Origin of the sequence: Corynebacterium sp. HMSC072A02, assembly GCF_001810085.1 — a bacterium.
Classification (GTDB): domain Bacteria; phylum Actinomycetota; class Actinomycetes; order Mycobacteriales; family Mycobacteriaceae; genus Corynebacterium; species Corynebacterium hesseae.
In genome coordinates this window covers 1-17,714 of the sequence record NZ_KV799854.1, presented here as the reverse complement: position 1 = coordinate 17,714, position 17,714 = coordinate 1, and the positions used below count along the sequence as shown (strand labels likewise).

Here is a 17,714-nt window from a genome sequence, read left to right as displayed (position 1 = left end):
GCCCGAATGATTGGTTTTATGTTGGGTAACGTGTCTAATGGGAGGTGAAGCTATTTAATTCATCTCACTCTCCGAGGAGGCACGCCGCCATGGATCACAAACAGGTCGCGGCGCGAACACTCAAAGCAATCGGCGGCGAAGACAACATTGTGGCGCTCGCGCACTGCGCCACCCGCCTGCGCATGGTGCTGAAAGACAGTAAAAAGGTCGATACGGCCGCACTAGAAAACGATCCGGACCTCAAGGGCATCTTTGAGGCCGGGGGCATGTTCCAGGTCATCGTCGGTCCGGGCGATGTCAACATCGTATTCGACCAGATCAACGCGATGACCTCGAAGGATATCGCAGTTTCTACTGACAAGCTCAAGGACATCGCCGCCGACTCCGGCAATTGGTTCTCCCGGGCAGTGAAGGTCCTCGCGGATATCTTCGTGCCGCTCATCCCGATTCTGGTCGGCGGCGGTCTGCTCATGGCGCTCAACAATGTGCTGACCGCCAACGGGCTGTTCGGCGAGCAATCCGTCATCGAGATGTTCCCGGCCATGGCGGATGTCGCCGGGCTCATCAACCTCTTGGCTTCCGCGCCGTTTGCCTTCCTGCCTATCCTGGTGGGCTTCACCGCCACCAAGCGCTTCGGCGGCAACGAGTTCCTCGGTGCGGGCATGGCCATGGCCATGGTGATGCCGGACCTGGTGAACGGGTATCAGGTGGCCGCGACCATCGAGGCGGGGGAGATGTCCTACTGGAATATCTTCGGCCTCGATGTGGCCCAGGCGGGTTACCAGGGTTCCATCCTGCCGATCTTGGTCATCGCGTGGATTCTGGCCACGATTGAGAAATTCCTGCACAAGCACCTCAAGGGCACCGTGGACTTCATGCTCACCCCGTTGCTCACGTTGCTGGTGACGGGCTTTATCACCTTCATCGCGGTTGGTCCTATTCTGCGCACGGCGGGCGACATGCTTGGCGCTGGGCTCAACGACCTTTACACCTTCGCCGGCCCAGTGGGCGGCTTCATCTTCGGTTTGTTCTACTCACCGATCGTCATTACCGGCCTGCACCAGTCCTTCCCGCCGATTGAGACGATGCTGTGGAACGAGGGCGGTTCCTTCATCTTCGCGGTGGCCTCCATGGCCAACATTGCCCAGGGTGGCGTGGCCTTGGCGGTCTACTTCCTGACCAAGTCGGAAAAGCTCAAGGGCCTGTCGGGCGCCTCGGGCGTTTCCGCGCTCTTTGGCATTACCGAGCCCGCCATCTTCGGTGTGAACCTCCGCCTGCGCTGGCCGTTCTACATCGGCATGGGCGCGTCCGCAGTGGCCTCGACGCTCATCGCGCTTCTCGACGTCAAAGCTACCGCCCTCGGCGCCGCCGGCTTCATCGGATTCGTCTCAATGCGCCCGGAGGATTACACGCAGTTCTTCATCTGCGCCTTCGTCTCCCTCATCCTCTCCTTCGGCGTGGCCTTTGTATATGGCCGCTACCTCATCTCCAAGAACGGCTCCATCGATCCCGATGAGGTCGGTACCGCCAACGCCGACGTAGGCGGTGCGGTTCCTGCCGCCACCGCTGATCCGAATGCCTACCGCGTGGCCTCCCCGCTGGCCGGAAAGGCCATCGCGTTGGAATCGGTCTCCGACCCGATGTTTGCCGCCGGCAAGCTGGGCGCGGGCGCGGCCATCGAGCCGAGCGAGGGGCGCCTCGTCTCCCCGATTGATGGCAAGATCACCGTCACCTTCCCTTCCAAGCACGCCTATGCCGTGCGTGGAAAAGATGCCGACGGCAACAACGTTGACATCCTCATGCACATCGGTTTCGACACCGTGAACCTGAAGGGCGAGCACTTTACCTCGCACGTCTCCAAGGGCGATGAGGTCAAGGCCGGTGACCTCCTCTGCGAGTTCGATATCGCCGCCATCAAGGCGGCGGACTACCCGGTGACAACACCTGTGGTGGTATCCAACTCGAAGAAGACGGGCCCAGTCCTCCCGGCCTATGCCACCGGTGCGGAAATCACCTTCGGGGATGCATTACTCACCGTGGACCCGAAGCCGAAACCTGCGGCTACCACCACCGCCGCTTCGGCGGAGAAGGCCTAGAGCCTCCGTCCGCCGATTCCATAAGTGCAGACCTGGAAGTACAGCACGGTCGTCGCCAAGCACTGCGCGTGCGCTTGACGACGTCCACCAGCGCCTCTGCACTTCCGGGTCTGCACATTTGGGTTTGGGAGGATGGGAAGTTCTGTGGGGGCGGGGAAACAGTGGGGTGCGCGATTTGGGGAAACAGTGGGGGACATGCTTGAATGTATGGGTTGCATATGGTCGGTCGGTGCAGCGCGATGCGTTTCCGAATCGCCACACCGAGACCCTTCGACCGCTGTGAACAGCGAGTTCGTCGCACAGCCTATGCCACGCAAGCAAGTAGACCAGGTGTGTCAAGGACGGAAATCTTGACGCACGTTAATCCAGGTCAGGAGACCCATAGTGATTCAGCAAGAATCGCGTCTGCGCGTCGCCGACAACTCCGGTGCACGAGAGCTCCTCGTCATCCGCGTTCTCGGCGGCTCCGTTCGACGTTTCGCTGGCATTGGTGACGTTGTCGTTGCCACTGTCAAGGAAGCCACCCCGGGTGGCAACGTGAAGGAAGGCGATGTCGTCAAGGCCGTCATCGTCCGTGCCAAGAAGGAGACCCGTCGCCCGGACGGCTCCTACATCGCATTCGATGAAAACGCCGCAGTTATTCTCAAGGGCGACAATGAGCCGCGCGGTACCCGCATCTTCGGCCCGGTTGCTCGCGAACTTCGTGATAAGCGCTTCATGAAGATCGTTTCTCTCGCACCGGAGGTGATCTAATCTTATGAAGATTCATAAGGGCGATATGGTGATCGTCATTTCGGGCCCGGACAAGGGCGCGAAGGGCAAGGTCATCGAGGCATACCCGAAGCGCGACAAGGTCCTCGTTGAGGGCGTCAACCGCGTCAAGAAGCACGTTGCTAACTCCGCTACCGAGCGTGGCGCCGAGTCCGGCGGAATCGTTACCCAGGAAGCTCCGATCCACGTGTCCAACGTTGCGATCGTTGACTCCGAGGGCAACCCGACCCGCGTGGGCTACCGTTTCGACGAAAACGGCAAGAAGGTCCGCATCGCACGTAGCAACGGGAAGGACATCTAACATGAGCGAGAACTACACTCCGCGTCTGAAGACCCGCTACCGCGAGGAAATCAAGAAGACTCTGAACGACGAGTTCAAGTACGACAACGTGATGCAGATTCCGGGCGTCACCAAGGTCGTTGTCAACATGGGTGTGGGCGACGCTGCCCGCGACTCCAAGATGATCAACGGCGCTCTCGAGGACCTTACCGCTATCACCGGCCAGAAGCCGCAGGTGCGTCGCGCTAAGAAGTCCATCGCAAACTTCAAGCTCCGTGAGGGCATGCCCATCGGCGCACGCGTTACCCTGCGCGGCGACCGCATGTGGGAGTTCCTGGACCGCCTGCTGACCATCGCGCTGCCGCGTATTCGCGACTTCCGCGGTCTCTCCGATCAGCAGTTCGACGGCCACGGCAACTACACCTTCGGTCTCACCGAGCAGACCATGTTCTACGAGATCGACATCGACAAGGTGGACCGCCCGCGCGGTATGGACATCACCGTCGTGACCACCGCTACCAACGACGAGGAGGGCCGCAAGCTCCTGCGCGAGCTCGGCTTCCCGTTCAAGTAAAGTAGCGCTTGAATCATTCCCCCGGCACTCCGTGAAGGAGCTCCGGGGGAATTTTTGTGTCTGCGCCACTGGTGAGTTTCGTCACCCTGAGCGCGGGGGAGTACACTACGAGCGTCTGAGAAGTCTGCGTCCCCCAGTGAGGTAAGAAATGTCCCTGAATGATGCTTCGGCAGCCGCGGTAAAGAAAAAGGTTGCGTTGCTCGACGAGTCCTTTGGCCGGTTTGCCGTGCGCTCCACCCTGGCGGGTGTGTACCTCGCCATCGGTACGGCGTTTGCTGCGGTGATGGGGATGGGCGTCGAGAAGCATGTGGAAGGCATGGGCTCGCTGGTGTTTGCCTGCCTGTTCGGCTTGGGCCTGTTTGCCATCGTCCTTCTCGGCGCGGAGCTGGCCACCGGCAACATGATGTACATGGTCTATGGCGCCGTAACTAAACAGGTGGGCTGGGGCAAGGGCCTGTGGCTGCTGGTGGTCACGACGCTGTTTAACCTAGTCGGTGCCGCCCTCTTTGCTGCAGCCATGGGAATGTCGGCCAAGCTGGGCGGAATCGACCCCAACCATCTCATTGCCAACCTCTCGATGGGCAAGCTGACCAAGGGCCCAGGCGGACTGCTGGTGGAGGCCATGCTGGCCAACTTCGTGGTCAACATGGCTATCGTCGGCGCGGTCTTTGCCAAGGATGTGGTGTCCAAGTTCTTCGTCATCGTGCCGATCATCGCCTGCTTCGTGGGCCTAGGCCTGGAGCACGTTATTGCCAACTTCTGCCTGATGACCCTGACCTTCTTCTGCGCCAGCCCGCTGCCGGAAGGCTTTACCCTCGGCGCGGTGTTGGCCAACTGGTCCATCGTGTGGGTGGGAAACCTCATCGGCGGCGGCTTCCTTATTGGCGGCGTGTACGCCTGGCTTAACTCTGGCCCGGAGGCGTACCGCGACTAGTCTTCTCACCGCCTCGGGCGAATCGGCCGTGGAGTAGCTTTCGGAACTGTTGGGGCTCTAAGAACCACGCAGTTCGTGGTCCGTGCAATGGTCCGGTTGGCCGATGGTTCGTCCAGTCATTCTTCCGTACTTCTTCAAGAATCCCTCCGCGGACAAAGACATCGGTTAAGGCACCGAGTCTCGTGGCTACGAAGACTGACAGTGCCGCTATTCGTGGTGTGGAAAAGCGGGCAAGATCTCTCCCTTCTTAAGAGCAACGCTGAGTCCATCTAGCGCAGATTAACGACAAGTAAACAGCCAAGATGGCCTAAAGATGAATCTTTTCTGTTGCGCCCAAAATATCCATTACGCCAGGTCAGCCAGAAAATTCGGGCGCTACACTGTGATTCGTACGTACTGAATTGTGCGAAGAGAGTTAGAGATTTCTTTTGGTATGAGGAGAGGCTATGACAATCGTTGTGTTTGATATTGGCAAGGTGTTGGTGCCGGAGGGAGATAGGGTTCCGCGCCTGGTTAACTTCATTACCGAGTGCGGATTGCCAGTGGATACAGAGGCGTTGATGAACGCGTATTGGGCCCATCGCGATGCTTACGACTTGGGGATGTCAGACGAGGAGTATTGGCCGAAGGTTCTTCTCGATGCGGGACTTGCACCTACTGAAATCGAGCATGTTGATTCCGCAGCATTGGGTGCCCTCGACGGTGAGCGGAACTCTGCAACTACCTCCGAGACTGCGGACTTCCTTGCGGAGCTTCATGCCGCTGAGGTGCCCGTTGCACTCTTGAGCAATGCACCGCATTCGATGGCGCGGGCGGTAAAAACTTCTCCGTGGGCGCAAGAGATTGCAGTACAAGTGTTTTCTTCTGAGGTGGGGGTTGCTAAACCGAGCCAAGAGATTTTTCGTATAGCCGAAAGGGAAATTGAGACATCCTTTGGCCCTCACAAGCGTGAAGACGTTGTGTTCTTTGACGATCGCCCAGTAAACATCGAAGGCGCCCAAGCGTTTGGCTGGCAAGGACAGCTCTGGGAGGGAGTGGGGGCCGCGCGTACTGTTCTAGCTGACGTATTGACCTAGCGTGACCCAGCTGAAAAAGATTGCCCTGGCCACACCAGAATGTGAGGCCAGGGCATTCTCTATTGTCTATCGCTCTCTCGGATCGAAGTAGAGCAAAGGCGGGAAGCTCTGCATGTCGTTAAACAAGGAGAAAAAAGCAGGTTCGAGGTTGATAACGCCCATCTCCTGTAACCAGGAATTATAAAGCTCCTCGGCCTCGGAGAGTTCCTCCAGGTTTCCTTCTGCCTGGGTAAGGCGGTAACCCAATGTGGAGTGTAGCTGGTAGTGCTCAAGGCTTGTCACGGGAATCTCGAGCGCCTCTCCAATATCACAACGAAACCGTTCGATCTCCTGACGAACTGACTCATCGGCCGGCTTCAATTTGACGGTCAGGTGTTCGTCGAGTGGGTACATCTCTACAGCGCGCACCGCAAGTGCCTTGGGCCCTTCAATGTTGGCTTCAACGAGGCGTTGACGCATCCGGACAACCGAATCAGGAAAATCATCGGTTTCGTTGAGCCAAGCTGGCCAAGCTTCTTTCTGACCGAGTAGAGATCGATGCTTGAGGCCATTGAGGAGGGTCATGTGGAAGCTGGAAGGAACGGTGAAGCCGTAATCGGTTTCCCAACCTCTAGACTTAATGTCGTCTTGAATTCTAATTTCAACTTGTTGGAACTCAGAGCCTTCAGGAACATGTGCAACAAAAGTAGAGCCTGGATGGCGACGAACATCGCCGCGCTCGGTGAACTTTTCCCAAGTATGGGGATTGGCAATCTTGGTCATTGAACTAGTACCTACTTACTTGCTCGTTTGTTATAGGAGGCAATGGCAGAGTCCGCCGTTTCTTGAGCAGTTTCGAATTCTGCCCTTGGGTCTTTGCCATTGGCGATGGCTGACATGGCTTGGCTATAGGACTTACGAGCGTCATTCAAGGCGCCGGTATGGCATCCAGCGGTAACAGTGTTGACTGGCGTAGAAGCATACTGCTCTAACAGCGACTTTTGCTGGGGGCTTAGATCTGTCAGAGAATCCATGGCTGCAGTTGTAGTCGGTAGGTAACCGGTTTCGTCAAAAATTTTCTTTTGAATTTCATCCGAACCGACAAACTTCATAAATTCCCAAGCAGCGGTTTGTTCCTCTTTTGAAGTACCTTCTTCGATTACCCACAGAGAGTTTCCTCCAGGAGCTGCGCCAGCGGCGTCAGTATCTCGTGGTAAGGCGTGAATGGACCAGTCCCAATCGAGGTTTGCCTCAGCGACGTTTCCGTAACCGCCAGAGGAGTTCATCTGGATAGCAGCATTTTGGCTAAGAAATGCGCCCGTGGCTGCAGACCCATCACTGCCCGCATCATGGATTGCGCCCTCCTTGTAGAGCTCACTGATGGTCGTCCACATATCGACAAGCTGAGGGTCGTCAATTCTGAACGTTGAAGCCTTTTCAGACGTAGTGCCATTCTCTGGTGTACAAAACTCGTTGCCCAACATGGCTGCCATCTCTTCGACATACCAGCCTGAGTGGTGGAAAGTTAATCCAGCCTTGCCAGTCTTGCCGTGCAGCTTTTCTACAGCTTCCATGAGCCCCTCGGTGGTGCTCAATGACGATGGATTGATACCAGCGTCTGCGAAGGCTTCGTCATTGACATACAAGACCGGTTGCGACACCATCGCTGGCATCGAGTAAATCTTGTCTCCCATCGTGTAGTAGTTGGCGACGATGGGAACAAGATCGTTGAAGTCATAGTCGCCATTTTCCTTTGCCAAGTCTTCAGCCGGGATAGCGAGCCCTGAGTCCATCATGAAGCGACTTTGAATGTCGCTAGCTTGCATGAGTGCTGGTAAATGGCCAGTTTGGACCGAGGCGATGAACTTGGAAATTGAGTCTTCATATGCTCCCTGATAAGAAGCATGAATTTCGTACTCGCCTTCATGCTCCGAATTGAATTGGTCAACAATAGCTTGGAGCGTGTCGCCAGAGGCACCTGAAGAGGAATGCCAGAAGTCCACCACAATTTCACCGGCTTCATTTCTTGGCACCGAGTCAGAGGATGAGCCGCAGGCGGTAACTCCAAAAGCAGGGATAGCCACGGCAGTGACTACAGACAAGAGCTTCGCGCGGGAAGAAAAAGGCATTACTTGACAGCTCCTTCGGTGAGGCCGCGGCTCAGGTATTTTTGGCCGAATATCACGAGGATTATTGTGGGCAGAGCGGCAATTAGAAGGCCAGCGAGCACAAGGCCAGTGTCGACGGCAGTTTCATCCGCCAAGGCTTTGATACCCGGCTGAATGGTGCGTACAGAGGGAGATTGGGTAATTAGCAGTGGCCACATGTAGCCATTCCAAGCGGCAATTGCACCGGTGACTAGTGCAGTCATGCATACCGAACGATTCAAAGGAAGAAGGAAAGTAAAGAGGAACCGAATCCTGCTGACGCCTTCGAGTTTCGTTGCTTCATAGATCTCCTTGGGAAACTGCTTGAAAGCTTGATAGAACAAGAAGATTGTGAAGGATGATGCGACATAGGGAAGGAAGATTGCGATGACTGTGTCGTAAAGGCCCATCTCACTCACAGTGAGATAGTTACCAATCACCGAGACCTCGGAAGGAATCATCATTGGGATGAGAAAGAAACCGAGGATCTTTCCAGGCATGGGAATACGGCCGAAAGCCAAGGCGAAGGCCGCAAGAACCGATGTAATAAATTGGCCTCCGGTTTGGCAAACCGTGACAATCAGTGAGTTCACAAGCTGTTGACCAACTTGGGACTGCTCCCATGCTCGTGGATAGTTTGAACCGACGAAATCACCGAAGAACAGCGTTTGGATGCCGGCTTGAATATCTGCTGTGGAACGTACAGACCCGACGAACGCGTAGACGACAGGAAATATGATAAAGATGCATGCAATAAGTAGCCAGACCCACATGAGTGCCGTCATCAACGGTGAGCGCAGCTGAGAACTGGGATTAGGAGTCGTTTGGGTAGTTTGGGAGCGCTTTTGTCGGCGGACCCGATTCACTCTTTTGTTCGGGGTGTCTGAGGTGCGAGACATCATGCTCCTCCTTTCAGATAATTCTTAAGACTGTTTCCGGCTTAGACGAAATTGGATGAGCGTGAGAACGAGGATGATGGCGAAAAGCACCATGCCGCGGGCTGAAGCTGCAGCAAAGTCTGCTGTACCGCCACCAAACGCCAAGTCATAGATGTCAAGTACGAGGGTCCTAGTGGATGATGCTGGGCCGCCGTCAGTAAGAACGTTGAAGATTGTGAATTCCTTCATTGCAGCCATGGACTGAGTCACAGCCAGGAATAGGAGCATTGGAGCAATTCCTGGAATGATGATGTAGCGCACGTACCTGATGCCGGTGGCGCCGTCGAGATTCGCAGCTTCTACGACGTCATCCGAGATCCCGTCGATAGCAACCATCAGCAGCAAAATGACAAAAGAAATACCGATCCACAGGTCTACTGTGATTGTGGAAAGTAGTGCGACTCGAGGACTGGTTAGCCACCCTACGGTCCCAAACCCGAGCATCGTCGCTAATTGATCAAAGAATCCGATGACGGGGGCAAACATATTTCGGAAAACGAGAGTGCCGATCGCCGTGGATACAGCCATAGGCACTAGCACTAAAGAACGCATCCAAAAAGTGCCCTTTAGTCGGTAGCTCAAGGGAAGCGCGATGGCCAAACCGATAGCGAGCTTGAGAACTACGGTGGTTACCGTAAACACCAGAGTTCGCACCAAAGTGGCACCGAAGGCTGGATCTGTGAACATAGCGACGTAATTCTCGAAACCAGCGAACCCTTTAGGTCGTCCAAAAAGGTCGGTTGAGGCGAACGACAAATACAGGGCGCGGAAGAATGGATAAAACTCAAAGATTAGAAAAAGGACAAGGGTTGGAAACAACATTGCCCAGGAAAGCCAGTCAATCCCTGCTCCGCGGCGCTGCTGTGCGTCCTCTTTGACGGTTTCCGCCGTACGGCGAGCTGAGGTAGCAGAGTTTGCGGTGATGCTCATTAGTTGATCCGCTCCTTTGTATGGCTGCAAAAAAGATGGAGCTTGTCGCGCTTGATGCGTACCGAAATGGGTGCGCCTTCGTCCAGCACCTCGGTGTTTGCAACGCGAACGAGAAGAGTTGCTGTGGTTTCCTCATCGCTGGTGTCAGAGGCTTTCGGGGGAGCGGCGACTGGTGAACTTTGCGGAACGATATGGACATATTTGTCGGAACCAAAGTTCTCGACATATTCAACAGTGCCCAAAATATCGGCCTCTGTTGACCCACATAACTCGAAGTCCTCTGGGCGAATACCAATGATGACTTCTCGGTCGTTTGGTTGATCTCGAAGTTCGGGTACAGGAAGAGTGAACCCATTGGCTTTCAGCTCTGAACCGTCTTTGACTGCAGAAACTAGGTTCATCGATGGTGACCCGATGAATGTAGCCACAAAAACGTTTGCGGGGCGTAAGTATAAATCCTCTGGAGTTCCGACTTGCTGCATGTTTCCTCCCTCCAGAACCGCGATTCGATCAGCCATGGTCATGGCTTCAGTCTGGTCGTGGGTGACGTAGAGCATCGTCGTCTCGAGCTTTCGCTGCAGACGGCTAATTTGCGAGCGAGTACTTACTCGCAATTTGGCATCGAGGTTGGACAGCGGCTCGTCCATCAGGAACACCTGCGGATTACGGACAATGGCACGCCCCATGGCAACGCGTTGGCGTTGGCCACCAGACAATGCTTTCGGTAGGCGGTCGAGGTAAGGCTCGAGTTCAAGTAGCTTTGCTGCTTCAGAGACGCGTTCAGCACGGCTCGCTTTGTCAACCTTCTGCATCTTAAGTGCAAACTCCATATTCTCACCGACCGTCATATGCGGATAAAGGGCGTAGGACTGGAAGACCATAGCGACATCGCGCTTAGAAGGCGGGAGCTGTGAGGCACGCTGATTGCCAATGAAGATTTCCCCACCTGTGACAGCTTCGAGACCTGCAACCATTCGAAGTGTCGTGGACTTACCGGAGCCGGAAGGTCCGACGACCGCTAGAAACTCACCGTCATGGACTGTGAGGTCGAGGTTATTGATGGTGGGTGTTTCATTGCCGGGGTAGAGCAGCGTAGCTGCGTCAAAAACTATGTCGGACATTGAGATAGCTTTCTGAACTAAAAGTGAACGAGCGTTATTGCTTTGATCTGCCGAATGCGGCGACATGGCGAAAGGTCGTAGGTCGCCGCCCTCTGGAAGCGAAAACACTGTCCCAGCTACAAGTAAACGGGATTACTCGGGTGCGTAAACAATAAACGAAGCGCCTCACGTCTTTTTTGGGGTGACATTTTTGCAGGTGGGAGCACTTTGCTTCGCTATTTCAAATCTGTGCAGCCTCCTGAACAGGGCGTTTACCTCTTTTGGTGATTGAGGGTTAGGTGAACAAGATTGCATGGTGGTTAACTGGCAGGATTTTGTTTACCCAATGCTCTGTAATGAGGCTAAGTTTCCCTTGGCGGAAGGGGGAAGTTTCCCCACTTGGGTAAAATGGCTTTTCTCACTTTTGGGTTAGTAGCGTCGGAGTATCTCCAAATGCCCCTCAAGCGGGGGTGTCTGATCGAGATATACTTAGTTGACGTGGCAAATGACCAGTTTCGATGAATGGCTGCGCAAATGGTGAAAGTAGAGCGGTAAAGGGCAACGGTGAGTACCGTTCAAGAAGGGCGACATAACGCAGCACTCTTCTAGCTCTGTCTTATGCTGCGAAGGAAGGGCTCTCCATGGGTGACTGTATTTCTAATGAAGCAGAGGGTCGACAGCCGACGCTGGGTGACATCGCTGCGCGAGCAGGCGTCTCTCGCAGCTCAGTCTCACGAGTTTTTCGGGGACAGAAGAAAGTGTCTGATGAAAACAGACGTAGGATCCTCGAAGCTGCGCATGAACTTGGCTACGTTCCGAATGTAATAGCTCGAAAACTATCGGCTCTTAGCGGGCGAACACTTGGTGCATTGGTCCGGGACCCTGCTAATCCTGCATACGGTTTACTTCTTCAGGAGCTGCAGGTTGCGGCTCATCGTCAAGGATATGATTTAGTTACTATGTCGGTAGCGCCAGGCAAGTGTGATGACCGGCAGCTAGACAGCTTGTCTCATCTCCTTGGCTTGGGGGTAGCGGGACTAATTGTCTCAACCGGAGATTTAGCGAGTGAGCTCTTGCTGCCGTTCTCAGAACGCGTACCAATCATCCGAGCAGGGCGACCGGAACCCGATGCGCTAATTCCCGCTGTGTCTTTCGATGCAGAACACGCAGGCAAGGTTTTAGCAGAGGCTGTTGTTAAAGCTGGCCACACGAAGATTGCGGTTGTGCGCACGTGTCCTGAAGTTTCGTTTCCTGAGTACACCCGAGCTCAGGCAACAATCGCGGAAATTCGTAAGCAAGGATTGGAGCCCTTTATTGTTGACGTGAAGTTCGATAGCGGGGAAGCGTATGTGGTACCTCTCATTAAGAGTGGAGCCATCACGGCTGTCATGTGTCCGACAGATTTGCGCCAGCTACATTACTTGCGTGTTTGCCAGGATGAAGGAATATCTGTTCCCAGCCATGTGAGCGTCACTGGCTGTGATGGGGCGTTGCCAGGCTTCGATATTATGGGTTTGACGACCTATTCTTGGCCTGTGCGAAAGCTAGCGACAGGAGCGGTAGCGTCCATTCTTGAGCTAATCGATGCTTATGGGGAGGTCGAGAAGCCGACCCCTTGGGTCCAGAGAAAGTACCAAGGAAAGCTAGTCCCCGGGCGTACTCTTTCGCCACCTAACCAAAGTTAGGTCTGGGATTCACGCAGTCGAGGTCGTGTTGTAAGCGAAGTATCTCCTGAAGAACTGCGCGGTAGAGCTGTGAGTATGATGTTTCCCGTAGTTAGGGAAACTGAGAACGCGGAGCCAGTTGAAGTGCTTGAGGTTTGGAAAGGTGCAATTGTAGCGATGGATCCGACGGTTTCGTAGCACTATTCATCGCGGTAATCGATCACTAGTACTACGAATTCCATATCCGGCGTTGCGACGATCCGCGCAGTACGCGAAGCTATCGTGTGACCAAGCTTCCGGAATAAAGGTTGAAGCGGTCGCCGCGGGCAAAGCCCACGAGCGCCATGCCGGTTTCCCGGGCGGTCTCAACCGCCAGCGAGGAGGCCGCGGAGACCGCAACGAGCATGCCGAAGCCGGCCATAGCAGCCTTGTTGACCAGCTCGAAGCTGGCGCGCGAGCTCATCACCAGGATGAGGTCGCTGGCGGGCAGCATTCCTTCCATCAGTAGGTGGCCGATGACCTTGTCGGCGGCGTTGTGCCTGCCGACGTCCTCGCGTACAACGACGGGTTCCCCCTCGAGCGTGAAGGCGCCCGCGGCGTGGATGCCGCCGGTTTTGCGGAACTGCTTCTGCTCCGCTTTCAAGGCGCCGGGCAGCTTGGCGACGACCCCCGGATCCACCGGCACCTGTGGGATTGAGTATCGCGACTGCTTCATTAGCGCCTCGATAGAGGAGGTGCCGCACACCCCGCACGCAGACGTGGTTGTCGTCAGGCGGAGATCGGCGAGGCTGATCGCGTGGGGGTTGGCTAGCTCAACGTCGAGCAAGTTATAGGGGTTGCGCCCGTCCACTGAGGCACCGGCGCAGTAGCGCGCCTCGGTGACATCGCTGGCCCTCTCGATGTGACCCTCGGAATGAAGAAAACCGTGGGTCAGCTCGACATCGTGGCCAGGCGTGCGCATCGTGGTGGTCAGCGTTTGTCCGCCCACGCGGATTTCCAAAGGCTCCTCGCCGGCGACGGTATCGCCGCGGGTATCGACCTGGATGACCTCTCCGTGCTCATCGAGGCGCACCTTGGTCACGGCGAAGGTGGCGTTGACGTGCCCGCTCATCGGTTGAGGGCCTCCTTGAGCGTGGCGATGTGGGTGCGGGCCTCGTCGACGTCCTTCGAGGCCAAACCGACCAGGTACGCCGTCAGCGGGGCAGCGGGGCGCGATTGGGTATGCGCGACGTCCTTGGTCAGATCGAGGAGTTCTCTAACCAAGGCGGTGGCGTCGGCCGGGGAGACGCCGACAAGCTCGGCAGCCTCCTCAAGCCACTGGTGTGCCGTGCGGATGGGGTCTTGTTCTTCACTCATGACTTCCCATGCTAACGCGTTTTGGAAAACAGCATGTCAGCGGGTAAAGTAAGCCGACGGACTTGCATTTTTCCTCCTCCGCGCCGCAAAAATGGCGCTGGAGGTGCGCAAATGTGCCAAGCCGGAAGAATTGAACACATCTACTTTGTTGTAGGCCCCTCGCCGTAGACAGCGGACCGTTGTCTGTATCAAAGGGTGGCGAGCGCCTCGCGGTATTGACCGCGGGGAGCGTGAGTAGCCCGAAATCACACGGAAAACGCTTTGGTGAGCTTTAAGGGAACCGCAACGAGAAAGGTTACAGGTCACTCATATGACTATGACTGATCCTATTGCCGACATGTTGTCGCGCGTGCGCAACGCATCCAATGCGCACCACGATTCCGTGTCGATGCCGACCTCCAAGCTCAAGGCGAACATCGCCGAGATCTTGAAGCAGGAAGGCTACATCGCTGACTACTCCGTCGAGGGCCGCGAGCTGTCCCTCGAGCTTAAGTACAACAATCGTGAGCGTTCCCTCTCGGGTCTGCGTCGCGTGTCTAAGCCGGGTCTGCGTGTGTACGCAAAGTCCACCGAACTGCCGCAGGTTCTGGGCGGCCTGGGCGTGGCCATCATTTCCACGTCTCAGGGTCTGCTTACCGACCGTCAGGCTCAGGAGAAGGGTGTAGGCGGAGAAGTTCTCGCCTACGTCTGGTAAGGGAGGATTGACACATGTCTCGTATCGGTCTAGCACCTATCGCCGTCCCGAAGGGCGTCGACATCACCATCAATGGCCAGGTTGTCAACGTGAAGGGGTCCAAGGGCTCCCTCGAGGTTGAGCTGCCGGAGCCGATCACCGCAGCCGTCGAGGACGATGAGATCAAGGTCTCCCGTCCGGACGACGACCGCAAGAACCGCGCACTGCACGGTCTGGCCCGCTCCCTGGTCAACAATGCCGTCGTTGGCGTGACCGAGGGCTACACCAAGAAGATGGAAATCTTCGGTGTTGGTTACCGCGTCCAGCAGAAGGGTAAGGACCTGGAGTTCTCTCTGGGCTACTCCCACCCGATCCTCATCAAGGCTCCGGAGGGCATCACCTTCGCTGTGGATGGCGCAACCAAGCTCTCCGTATCTGGTATTGACAAGCAACTGGTTGGACAGGTCGCCGCGTACATCCGCCGCCTGCGTAAGGACGATCCTTACAAGGGCAAGGGTATTCGCTACGACGGCGAGCAGATCCGCCGCAAGGTCGGAAAGACGGGTAAGTAAGCAATGGCTAACACTGAAAACGCAAAGCGCACCCCGGTTGGCAAGGACATTTCCTCGCGTCGTCGTGAAGCACGCGCGCGCCGCCACTTCCGCATCCGTAAGACCCTCCGCGGCACCCCTGAGGCACCGCGTCTGGTCGTTCACCGCTCCTCCCGCCACATGCACGTTCAGGTCATCGACGACCTGGCCGGCCACACCCTGGCCGCTGCTTCCTCCATGGAAGCCGACGTGCGTGCACTCGAGGGCGATAAGAAGGCCAAGGCTGCCAAGGTAGGCCAGCTCATCGCTGAGCGCGCCAAGGCCGCTGGCATCGAGAAGGTCGTCTTCGACCGTGCAGGCTACAAGTACCACGGCCGCGTTGCTGCGCTGGCCGAAGCTGCTCGTGAAGGTGGTTTGCAGTTCTAATGATTAAGGCATACGGAAACATCAACGGAAGGAACGCCTAATGTCGGACCGTGAACAGCGTGACGGCGGACGCTCCGCCGAGAACAACAACGACCGCAAGGGTCGCAACAACGGCCGTCGTAACGACCGCCGCAACCACCAGGACAACGAGCGCGATAAGTACATCGAGCGCGTTGTGACCATCAACCGCGTCTCCAAGACCGTTAAGGGTGGCCGCAACATGTCCTTCACCGCTCTCGTCGTCGTTGGCGACGGCCAGGGCATGGTTGGCGTCGGCTACGGCAAGGCCAAGGAAGTCCCGGCCGCAATCCAGAAGGGTGCAGAAGAGGCTCGCAAGAACTTCTTCCGCGTCCCGATGATTGCCGGCACCATTACCCACCCGGTTGAGGGTCGCGACGCAGCTGGCATCGTCATGATGAAGCCGGCCGCTCCGGGTACCGGTGTCATCGCCGGTGGTGCTGCTCGTCCGGTGCTTGAGTGCGCCGGTGTGCAGGACATTTTGTCGAAGTCCCTGGGCTCCGACAACGCTCTCAACGTCGTCCGCGCTACCGTGGACGGCCTCAAGCAGCTGGTTCGCCCGGAGGAAGTTGCTGCACGCCGCGGCAAGTCCCTCGAGGAGGTCGCACCGGCCCAGATGCTGCGCAAGCGCGCAGGTCAGGAGGCATAAGCAATGGCTCTGAAGATTACTCAGGTAAAGGGCCTTGTGGGCACCAAGCCGAACCACCGCGCCAACATTGAGGCTCTTGGTCTCAAGCGCATCGGACACTCTGTTGTAAAGCAGGACACCCCGATTATTCGCGGCATGGTTCACAAGGTGCGTCACCTGGTCACCGTCGAAGAAGTGGCAGGGGAGTAAACCATGGCTGATATCATCAAGCTCCACGACCTGCGCCCGTCCGCAGGCTCCAATAAGCCCAAAACCCGCGTCGGCCGCGGTGAGGCATCCAAGGGTAAGACCGCTGGTCGCGGTACCAAGGGCACCGGTGCTCGCAAGCAGGTTTCCGCTGCTTTCGAGGGTGGCCAGATGCCGATCCACATGCGTCTGCCGAAGCTCAAGGGCTTCAAGAACCCGAACCACGTTGAGTACCAGGTAGTCAACGTTGCTGACCTCGCAGAGGCTTTCGCTCAGGGTGGCGACGTCACCGTAGCGGACATCGTCGCTGCTGGCCTGGTTCGCAAGAACCAGCCGGTCAAGGTTCTGGGCAACGGCGACATCAACGTTAAGTTGAACGTCACCGCTGACAAGTTCTCCAAGTCTGCTGTTGAGAAGATCGAGGCTGCTGGCGGCACCGCCACCACCAAGTAAATCTCTACTCAGCAGATTTCTTCCCCCTGACCACCGCATTCGTGCGGGGCAGGGGGATTTTTCATGCCTATTGCGCACGCGGAGCTAAGAAGAGTAGTATCACCCTTGGTTAAATCTTAAAAAGCGTTAAGGAGATTGTTATGTCGTCCGTATCTTCCATCGTGGCAACCGCCATCGCCGCACTTCTGCCCCTGGCTGGCGTTACTGGCCCCGTCGATGCACAGGAGATGCTCTCCCAGCCAGAGTCCGCCACCAGCACGGAAAACCTGCCCAGCGGCGAGCTGGCGGTGCAGCGCGAGCTGGCTCTTGCCACCCAGGAGCTGGGGCACGACTTCATGACCATCCGCTTTGAAGGCAATGACACCGCGCACATCGTCTTCCTGGAAACCTACAACCCGGATACCGACCAAGCCGCCGTGGACCGCGTGATGAAGGCTTTGGCCACCAACGGTTTTGATCGCGTCGATGCAGTTGCCTAGGAAGGCAGCGCGTTAGGCGTCGTTGACCGTCTTTTCATAGAGGCCGGGGAAGCGGCTGTCCGGGTCGGTGAGCGCTTTAATGCGCTCCGGCAGGTCACCGCCGTAGAGCTCGGCAAATTCTTCGGGGGAGTAGAAGGCTTCTGAGTACAGCGACTTATGCCCGCCAAGCTCGCTGACTTTAGCTTCGATGACGCGGTTGAAGGCGCCGTTGCCCGGGGCGGAGGGGTCGACGTGATTGCCCTCCACGCCCGACCAGAACCCCACGTTGACCCAGGTTTGGTCCGGGCGCAGCGGATACAGCGGCCACGGGGCGGGGGAATCAGCCGCGAGAGAGCCAGTGCCGACGAGGTCTTCGACGCCCTCACGTAGCCGAATCGGGCATAGCCATACCGGTTGTATATCTGAGGCGGTAAAGAACCAGCGCAGGAATTCCG

At 56.7% G+C, this 17,714-nt stretch carries 21 protein-coding genes and 1 pseudogene; 14 read left to right on the top strand and 8 right to left on the bottom strand.

The annotated features are described in order from the left end of the window. Positions 1-89 precede the first annotated feature (89 nt). From HMPREF2698_RS08125 to HMPREF2698_RS08100, 6 genes are all read left to right on the top strand, one after another. The gene (locus HMPREF2698_RS08125) at positions 90-2,096 is read left to right on the top strand and encodes a sucrose-specific PTS transporter subunit IIBC (RefSeq protein ID WP_070563565.1); all 2,007 of its coding nucleotides are present in this window, start codon (positions 90-92) and stop codon (positions 2,094-2,096) included. Positions 2,097-2,480: 384 nt separating this feature from the next. Next, the gene (rplN, locus tag HMPREF2698_RS08120; RefSeq protein WP_070521731.1) at positions 2,481-2,849 is read left to right on the top strand and encodes a 50S ribosomal protein L14; all 369 of its coding nucleotides are present in this window, start codon (positions 2,481-2,483) and stop codon (positions 2,847-2,849) included. A gap of 4 nt (positions 2,850-2,853) precedes the next feature. After that, entirely contained in the window at positions 2,854-3,168 is a 315-nt protein-coding gene (rplX, locus tag HMPREF2698_RS08115; RefSeq protein WP_005527724.1) for a 50S ribosomal protein L24, read from the top strand. Position 3,169: 1 nt separating this feature from the next. Further along, positions 3,170-3,721 carry a 50S ribosomal protein L5 gene (gene rplE / locus HMPREF2698_RS08110; RefSeq protein WP_070521728.1) on the top strand — a complete coding sequence of 184 codons (552 nt, stop codon included), beginning with the start codon at positions 3,170-3,172 and terminating at the stop codon, positions 3,719-3,721. A 148-nt stretch (positions 3,722-3,869) separates the two neighbouring features. Continuing rightward, positions 3,870-4,655 carry a formate/nitrite transporter family protein gene (locus HMPREF2698_RS08105; protein ID WP_070530801.1) on the top strand — a complete coding sequence of 262 codons (786 nt, stop codon included), beginning with the start codon at positions 3,870-3,872 and terminating at the stop codon, positions 4,653-4,655. A 446-nt stretch (positions 4,656-5,101) separates the two neighbouring features. Continuing rightward, the gene (locus tag HMPREF2698_RS08100; RefSeq protein ID WP_070563562.1) at positions 5,102-5,731 is read left to right on the top strand and encodes an HAD family hydrolase; all 630 of its coding nucleotides are present in this window, start codon (positions 5,102-5,104) and stop codon (positions 5,729-5,731) included. Between the two features lie 66 nt (positions 5,732-5,797). Here the strand turns inward: HMPREF2698_RS08100 and HMPREF2698_RS08095 are convergent, their stop codons facing one another. Genes HMPREF2698_RS08095 through HMPREF2698_RS08075 form a run of 5 tightly spaced genes read right to left on the bottom strand, consistent with a single transcriptional unit; the run spans position 5,798 to position 10,846 of the window. After that, on the bottom strand, positions 5,798-6,493 hold the full coding sequence (locus HMPREF2698_RS08095; protein WP_070521719.1) for a DUF1868 domain-containing protein: 696 nt from the start codon (positions 6,491-6,493) through the stop codon (positions 5,798-5,800). An 11-nt stretch (positions 6,494-6,504) separates the two neighbouring features. Next, complete coding sequence (locus tag HMPREF2698_RS08090; RefSeq protein ID WP_083303817.1) at positions 6,505-7,839, bottom strand: ABC transporter substrate-binding protein; 1,335 nt, start codon at positions 7,837-7,839, stop codon at positions 6,505-6,507. Continuing rightward, positions 7,839-8,759: a carbohydrate ABC transporter permease gene (locus tag HMPREF2698_RS08085; RefSeq protein WP_083303816.1), complete on the bottom strand. Its 921-nt coding sequence runs from the start codon at positions 8,757-8,759 to the stop codon at positions 7,839-7,841. The genes HMPREF2698_RS08090 and HMPREF2698_RS08085 overlap by 1 nt, the downstream gene beginning before the upstream one ends. A 21-nt stretch (positions 8,760-8,780) precedes the next feature. After that, positions 8,781-9,725 (bottom strand): carbohydrate ABC transporter permease, encoded by a 945-nt coding sequence (locus HMPREF2698_RS08080; protein WP_070563560.1) that lies wholly within the window; start codon positions 9,723-9,725, stop codon positions 8,781-8,783. Beyond that, on the bottom strand, positions 9,725-10,846 hold the full coding sequence (locus HMPREF2698_RS08075; RefSeq protein WP_070563557.1) for an ABC transporter ATP-binding protein: 1,122 nt from the start codon (positions 10,844-10,846) through the stop codon (positions 9,725-9,727). The genes HMPREF2698_RS08080 and HMPREF2698_RS08075 overlap by 1 nt, the downstream gene beginning before the upstream one ends. 620 nt (positions 10,847-11,466) lie before the next feature. Between HMPREF2698_RS08075 and HMPREF2698_RS13745 the strand changes: the two genes are divergently transcribed. Beyond that, positions 11,467-12,510: a LacI family DNA-binding transcriptional regulator gene (locus HMPREF2698_RS13745; RefSeq protein WP_083303815.1), complete on the top strand. Its 1,044-nt coding sequence runs from the start codon at positions 11,467-11,469 to the stop codon at positions 12,508-12,510. Between the two features lie 256 nt (positions 12,511-12,766). Here HMPREF2698_RS13745 and fdhD read toward each other — a convergent pair whose 3' ends face one another. Both fdhD and HMPREF2698_RS08060 read right to left on the bottom strand, forming a co-directional pair. Then, positions 12,767-13,600, bottom strand: a complete 834-nt coding sequence (gene fdhD, locus HMPREF2698_RS08065) for a formate dehydrogenase accessory sulfurtransferase FdhD (protein WP_070563551.1) — start codon at positions 13,598-13,600, stop codon at positions 12,767-12,769. After that, positions 13,597-13,845, bottom strand: coding sequence for a DUF6457 domain-containing protein (locus HMPREF2698_RS08060; RefSeq protein ID WP_070563549.1), 249 nt, complete (start codon positions 13,843-13,845; stop codon positions 13,597-13,599). The genes fdhD and HMPREF2698_RS08060 overlap by 4 nt, the downstream gene beginning before the upstream one ends. A gap of 310 nt (positions 13,846-14,155) precedes the next feature. On the opposite strand from HMPREF2698_RS08060, the gene rpsH reads away from it, so the two are divergent. The 7 genes from rpsH (at position 14,156) to HMPREF2698_RS08025 (ending at position 17,280) form a co-directional block, all read left to right on the top strand. Beyond that, on the top strand, positions 14,156-14,539 hold the full coding sequence (gene rpsH / locus HMPREF2698_RS08055; protein WP_070521703.1) for a 30S ribosomal protein S8: 384 nt from the start codon (positions 14,156-14,158) through the stop codon (positions 14,537-14,539). Positions 14,540-14,553: 14 nt separating this feature from the next. Then, positions 14,554-15,090 carry a 50S ribosomal protein L6 gene (gene rplF, locus HMPREF2698_RS08050; protein WP_070521700.1) on the top strand — a complete coding sequence of 179 codons (537 nt, stop codon included), beginning with the start codon at positions 14,554-14,556 and terminating at the stop codon, positions 15,088-15,090. A gap of 3 nt (positions 15,091-15,093) precedes the next feature. Further along, complete coding sequence (gene rplR / locus HMPREF2698_RS08045; protein ID WP_070521697.1) at positions 15,094-15,495, top strand: 50S ribosomal protein L18; 402 nt, start codon at positions 15,094-15,096, stop codon at positions 15,493-15,495. Positions 15,496-15,535: 40 nt separating this feature from the next. After that, positions 15,536-16,162: a 30S ribosomal protein S5 gene (gene rpsE / locus HMPREF2698_RS08040; protein ID WP_070521694.1), complete on the top strand. Its 627-nt coding sequence runs from the start codon at positions 15,536-15,538 to the stop codon at positions 16,160-16,162. Between the two features lie 3 nt (positions 16,163-16,165). Continuing rightward, complete coding sequence (gene rpmD, locus HMPREF2698_RS08035; RefSeq protein WP_039673747.1) at positions 16,166-16,351, top strand: 50S ribosomal protein L30; 186 nt, start codon at positions 16,166-16,168, stop codon at positions 16,349-16,351. Positions 16,352-16,354: 3 nt separating this feature from the next. Then, complete coding sequence (gene rplO / locus HMPREF2698_RS08030) at positions 16,355-16,801, top strand: 50S ribosomal protein L15 (protein ID WP_070521691.1); 447 nt, start codon at positions 16,355-16,357, stop codon at positions 16,799-16,801. A gap of 140 nt (positions 16,802-16,941) precedes the next feature. Continuing rightward, complete coding sequence (locus HMPREF2698_RS08025) at positions 16,942-17,280, top strand: hypothetical protein (protein ID WP_070563546.1); 339 nt, start codon at positions 16,942-16,944, stop codon at positions 17,278-17,280. A 12-nt stretch (positions 17,281-17,292) separates the two neighbouring features. On the opposite strand, the pseudogene HMPREF2698_RS08020 reads toward HMPREF2698_RS08025, so the two are convergent. After that, a pseudogene (locus HMPREF2698_RS08020) lies at positions 17,293-17,714 on the bottom strand (FAD-binding oxidoreductase); the annotation flags it as partial.